Consider the following 6,023-nt stretch of genomic DNA (forward strand, 5'->3'; position numbering starts at 1 on the left):
CCAACCGGGGGAGTGTCGTTAGCGGGGTTTCATCGTTGTTGGCATGTAGAAGAGGCACGGGCATCGCACCGCTATACGTAGTGGACCAGCAGTCATTCATCCGGCTTCGCGCTACGCGCTCACCCGTCAGGCAAAACAGAAACCCGAAACCCACCGCCACATCTACATCCTAGGTTCGTGCTTGCTGCATGCTTCAATTCACCGCTTAGCGAACCTGTCGTCGGGCACGAAGTGCCAGGACGGATGAAAGACTGCTGTTCCACTCCCTACCGCGGTGCGACGTCCGTACCTCTTCTACATGCCAACAACGAGGAAACCCCGCTAACGACACTCCCCCGGTTGGACCACTCCGAGGGAGCGGTCTGGAGGCGACTGGCAAGGATTGGCGGTGGAAAGCTGCTTTCTTTGCTTACTTTCTTTGCAGCAGCAAAGAAAGTGAGTCCCGCCCCGGACAGGGGCAGAGCAAATAAACCACTAAGAAAACAGGTTCCATAGAAGCCCGAGCACATCAAACGGCGTAAACACCACGTCCCCAAGCGCCAGCGACACCAAACCCCAAGCGCCAGCGAAAACCCTAATGCGAATATGGCCGCACCAACGCGCATTCAGGGTTGAGCCGAACCCCAAACCCCGGCGTTTCCGGCACTTTCATTCTCCCCCCAACCGGCACCGGTTCATCCAGCAACAGCGGCGTAAACATCGGTACGACTTCATCAGCCTTCGGCGCCATCATCAAGAACTCCGCGAACGGCGAGTTATGCCGCGTCACCACGAAGTGGTAGCTATACACCGAAGACCCATGCGGCACGACCAGCACGTTATGCGCATCCGCAAGCGCGGAAATCTTGATCAGCTCGGTAATCCCCCCGCACCACCCGACATCCGGCTGAATCAGATCCGCGCAACCCATCTCCAGCAGCATGCGAAAGCCCCAACGCGTTGCCTCGTGCTCACCGGTCGTCACCATCATGCCGCGCGGCACCGAGCGGCGCAGTTCGGCGTAACCCCAATAATCGTCGGGAGGAAGCGTCTCCTCTAGCCACTTCAAGCCGTATTCGTGCGCGGCGTCGGCAAGCCGTTTCGCGTAGGTCAGGTCAAGGCTCATCCAGCAATCGAACATCAGCCAGAAATCGTCGCCGACCTTCGCGCGCATGTCGGCAAGCTTCGCGATGTTCTTCGCAAGCCCCTCTTCGCCCTCGGCCGGTCCGTGCTGCAACGGCATCTTCCCGCCGATGAACCCCATCCCCTTCGCAAGATCAGGACGTGCGCCGGTCGCGTAGAACTGAAGCTCGTCGCGCACCGGTCCGCCCAGCAGATGGAACACCGGTTCCTTCCTCACCTTGGCAAGCAAATCCCACAGCGCAAGATCGACGCCCGAGATCGCGTTCAGCACAATGCCCTTGCGGCCGTAGTAGAGCGTCGCGAAGTACATCTGGTCCCACATCTTCTCGATGTCGGTCACGCGCTGGCCTTCGAGGAAACGCGCCAGATGCTTCTCGACGATGAACGCGCCCACTTCGCCGCCCGTCGTCACTGCAAAGCCGACGGTGCCGTCGCTCGCCTCTATCTCGACGACCAGCGTGCCCAGCACGTTGATCCCGAACGACTGCCGGCTCTGGCGGTACTCAGGGTATCGCGCCATCGGCGTGGAGACGTGATCGTCGATCCAGTGATCGGCGCCCTGGTCGTGATAATCGGCGCCGCCGCCCCGGACGGTGAAGGCGCGCACTTGCCGGATGGTTGGCATGGACATGGTCGGACTCCGTTGGAAGTTTTGTGGTTATGACGCTTTGGCAGGTTCGGCCGGCCCGTAGCCAGCCGCCTTCGGCTGGCGCACGAACACGACGATCACGAGCGCGGCCAGCACGCTCGCCGCGCCGAGCAGCACGAGCCCCGCGCTCGTCGATGCATATGCGTGCTCGGCGGCCGTGCGCAGCATCGGCGCGACGAAACCGCCGAGACTGCCGAGCGAATTGATCAGCGCGATGCCGGCCGCGGCAGCAGCGCCGGCGAGATAACGCGTCGGGAAAGTCCAGAAGAGCGGCTGTGCGCTGATGAAGCTGCTCGCGGCAAAGCAGAGCGCGATCATCGAGACGAGCGGCTGGCTCGCGAGCCCCGACACCGCAATGCCGATGCCCGCGATCACGAGCAGCATCACCGCGAGGCGTCGATGCAAACCGGTACGATCGGCGTAGCGGGGCACGAACCACGTCACGACGACAGCGCACAGCCACGGTATCGCCGTCACGAGTCCGACCTGCAGGCCGACCTTCGTGCCGAGCAGCGCGGACACCTGTTGCGGCAAGTAGAAGATCACGCCGTACACGGCGATCTGGATCAGGAAGTAGACCGTCGAGAGAACGAGCACGCGCACGTCGACCAAGGCGGCGAGCACGCTGTGCGGACCCTGCGACGACGCCGCATGCGCATCGCGCTCGATGCGCGCGGTGAGCAGCTCGCGTTCATCGGCGGCCAGCCAGCGCGCTTTGGACGGCTCGTTGTCCAGATACCAGAACGCCCACACGCCGACGATCGACGCCAGCCCGCCCTCGACCAGGAAGAGCCACTGCCAGCCCGCGAAACCGAGCGCGCCATGCAAGTCGAGCAACAACCCCGACAGCGGACTGCCGAAGATGAACGCGAGCGGCGCGCCGAAGTAGAAGATGCCGAGCGCACGCGCGCGCGCCGACTGCGGAAACCACCGCGTCAGGTAATAGACGATGCCGGGAAAGAACCCGGCCTCGGCCACGCCGAGCAGAAAGCGCAGGACATAGAACGCGGTGGATGAATGCGCGAACGCCATCGCCGCCGAGACGAGGCCCCACGTCACCATGATCCGGCACATCCACAACTTCGCGCCGACGCGATGCAACAGCAGGTTGCTCGGCACCTCGAACAGCGCATAGCCGACGAAGAAGACGCCCGCGCCGAACGCGAACGCGGCGCTCGACAGCCCCGTGTCCTGCTGCAGCGCCTTCTGCGCGAAGCCGATGTTCGCGCGATCGAGGAAGGCGAGCACGTACATCAGAAGAAGGAACGGCAACAGGCGGCGCATCACCTTCGCCGTGACCGCGTGCTCCGCGCTCTGCGGGTCGCTCATGGGCTGTCTCCGGTTTTTTATGGGGCGCGGCGCGAATGCGCCTAGTAAGTGGCGCGTCCGCCCGACAGGTCGAACACGGAACCGGTGCTGAACGCGCAGTCTTCGGACGAGAGCCACAGGATCAGCGACGCCGCTTCCTCCGGCAGCAGAAAGCGGTTCATCGGGATCTTGGAGAGCATGTAGTCGATATGCTGCTGCGACATCGAATCGAAGATCTCGGTCTTGGCCGCGGCCGGCGTGACCGCGTTGACGAGGATGTTCTTCGCCGCGAGTTCCTTGCCGAGCGACTTCGTGAGCCCGATCAGCCCGGCCTTCGACGCGCTGTAGTGCGACGCGTTCGGATTGCCTTCCTTGCCCGCCACCGACGCAATATTGACGATCCGTCCATAGCCGTTCTTCAGCATGTGCGGCACGATCGCGCGGCAGGTGAGGTACGGGCCGATCAGGTTCACGTCGATGACGCGGCGCCACACGTCGGGCGCAAGCTCCCAGGTCGTGCCGTTGCCGCCCGTGATGCCGGCGTTGTTGACGAGCACGTCGATCTTGCCGTGCGCGGCAAGTGTTTTCTCGACGGCGGCATCGACGGAAGACTCGTCGGTGAGTTCGACCACCGCGACGCTGACGTTGCCGCCCGCCGCGAGTTCGTCGGACGCGCGTTGCAGGCGCTCGGCGTCGATATCCCACAGCGCGACCTGCGCGCCGGATTTCAGCGCTCGCTGCGCCACCGCATAGCCGATGCCGCGTGCGCCGCCCGTGATGACCACCGTGCGTCCAGCCAGATCGATCTGATTCATCGCGTCTCCTTGTCCGTTGTCTTTGCGAATGCAGCCACTATAGTGGCGCGGCAATAGCCGAACAATTCGTCTTGGCGATGACGTGATAGCGAAAGCGGATCGATCGACGGGAAGCTTTCAGGCGAGGCACGACGATTGCAGTAACGCTTTCGCGGAGTCGCATCACTGTGGAATGCGACTGCCTATCTCGACATCAAGGAGACAACCATGAAACTCGCTACGAAAGGCATGCTGATATCGACCCTCATCCTGAGCCTGTCTGGCGCCGCTTATGCACAGGGCGCGGGCGGCGGCGGTGGCGGTGGAGGCACGGCGGGCGGCAACGGCGCGGGCCAGGGCGGCACGGGCATGGGCACGCCGAACGCCAACGGCGAAACCGGCTCGACCTCGGGCGCGAGCGGTGGCAACACGATGGGCTCATCGAAGTCCGGCACGACGCACAAGAAGACGCAGAAAAAGAGTTCGTCGATGGATGCGCCGGCCTCGGGCAGTCAATGATCGGTTTCTGAACGCCGGGCGCAGGGAGGCTTCTTTTCGCATGGCGTTCGGCGCGCAGCCTGACGCGGCCGGGCGAGTCCCGGCCGCGTCGCGTTTTCAGGCCGTTTTCGACCATCGCCGGTTCCGCTTTACAATGGCGCGGCACACCATAAAACGCGAAACATCCCGCGGTCGCTCTTCGATGACCGCAAGCGCCTCTCTCACCGCTCGAATCGGCAATGGTTACTGAAACATCTTCATCGGAATCGCTCGCCGTCGCCGAGCGCGTCCGCGAACTCATGAGCCGGCATGGCATCGGCAAGCGCCAGCAAACCGCCGAGTTGTGCCGCATCCTCGATCTCAGTTTCTCGCAGGGACACCGCAAGCTCCGTGGCAACAGCCCGTGGACGCTCACGCAGATCCGGCGCGTCGCCGATGCGTTCGACGAACCCGCGCTCCAGTTGTTCGACGCGAAAAACGCCCACGTCGACGACACCGAGGGAATCGCGCACGACGCCGTCTTCAAGCTCGGCTCGCTGGAAATACCGTGCATGGCGTGGGTCGGCGCGGCGCTCGACGCCGGCAGCCGTCCCGACTTCATTGCGCAAAAGCTGAACAACCGCTGGCTCGTGACCAAGCACGAGGGCGTGCTGCTGCACGCGGCGTTCGACGTCCACAAGATCGAGATCCAGCCGCGTCGCGCGGACGTGGAAAAGCCGGTGATTGCGGTAGTCGACGACGACCAGGCATCCGCCGACAACCTGCACGATTATCTGGAATGCACCGGCTTCACGGCGCTCGCGTTCTACAACCTCGACACGTTCCTCGAAGCGCTGCAGACCCAGGTGTTCGATGCCGTGGTAATCGACTGGCTGTTCGGCGTGCACACGTCGGCGGGCGCGATCCGCGCGGTGCGCGAGTCCGACAACCCGGACGCGCCGGTGTTCGTCCTGACCGGCGAACTGACGACGGGCAAGGCAAGCGAGTCGGACATCAGCCAGGTCATTCGCGATTACAACGTCGCCTGTTTTGAAAAGCCTGCGCGGCTTGCGATTCTCGTGGCCGATCTGTCGAAGCGATTGTTGCGGGCGTGAAGGTGGCGCCGCGTGGCCTTTGGCGAAAGGTGGGGTTTTGTGTAGCGTTGCGGTAGGGTCGCTGGCGCTTGGGGTGGGGTTGGTTTTGGGTTACACCCGTTTGATGGTTTTGCGCTTCTATGGAACTTGTTTTCTTAGCGGTCTATTAGCTCTGCCCCTGTCCGGGGCGGGACTCACTTTCTTTGCTGCTGCAAAGAAAGTAAGCAAAGAAAGCAGCTTTCCAACGCCAATTCTTGCCAGTCTCCTCCAGACCGCTCCCTCGGAGTGGTCCAACCGGGGGAGTGTCGTTAGCGGGGTTTCATCGTTGTTGGCATGTAGAAGAGGTACGGGCATCGCACCGCGATACGGAGTGGACCAGCAGTCATACATCCAGCCTCGCGCTACGCGCTCACCCGTCAGGCAAACTGACCCGAAACCCATCGCCACATCGACATCCTACGTTCTTGCTTGCTGCATGCTTCAATTCATCACCGCCCGGTAGACCTGTCGTCGGGCACGCAGTGCCTAGACGGATGGATGACTGCTGTTCCACTCCGTACAGCGGTGCGACGTGCGCGC

5 protein-coding genes are annotated in these 6,023 nt (G+C 62.9%); 2 read left to right on the plus strand and 3 right to left on the minus strand.

Annotated features, from left to right (window positions below):
* Positions 1-574: 574 nt before the first annotated feature.
* The 3 genes from rhmD to AWB68_RS41995 are packed head-to-tail and all read right to left on the minus strand — an operon-like array spanning position 575 to position 3,894.
* Positions 575-1,753 (minus strand): L-rhamnonate dehydratase, encoded by a 1,179-nt coding sequence (gene rhmD, locus AWB68_RS41985; protein WP_087650040.1) that lies wholly within the window; start codon positions 1,751-1,753, stop codon positions 575-577.
* A 27-nt stretch (positions 1,754-1,780) separates the two neighbouring features.
* On the minus strand, positions 1,781-3,100 hold the full coding sequence (locus AWB68_RS41990; protein ID WP_087650041.1) for an MFS transporter: 1,320 nt from the start codon (positions 3,098-3,100) through the stop codon (positions 1,781-1,783).
* Positions 3,101-3,141: 41 nt separating this feature from the next.
* A complete protein-coding gene (locus tag AWB68_RS41995) occupies positions 3,142-3,894 on the minus strand; it encodes an SDR family NAD(P)-dependent oxidoreductase (RefSeq protein ID WP_087650042.1) in 753 nt (250 codons plus the stop codon).
* Between the two features lie 207 nt (positions 3,895-4,101).
* Here AWB68_RS41995 and AWB68_RS42000 point away from each other — a divergent pair, with 207 nt between their 5' ends.
* Positions 4,102-4,392 (plus strand): hypothetical protein, encoded by a 291-nt coding sequence (locus tag AWB68_RS42000; RefSeq protein ID WP_087650043.1) that lies wholly within the window; start codon positions 4,102-4,104, stop codon positions 4,390-4,392.
* A 218-nt stretch (positions 4,393-4,610) separates the two neighbouring features.
* Positions 4,611-5,465: a helix-turn-helix domain-containing protein gene (locus AWB68_RS42005; RefSeq protein ID WP_087650044.1), complete on the plus strand. Its 855-nt coding sequence runs from the start codon at positions 4,611-4,613 to the stop codon at positions 5,463-5,465.
* Positions 5,466-6,023: the final 558 nt, after the last annotated feature.

This window comes from Caballeronia choica (assembly GCF_001544535.1).
Lineage (GTDB): Bacteria > Pseudomonadota > Gammaproteobacteria > Burkholderiales > Burkholderiaceae > Caballeronia > Caballeronia choica.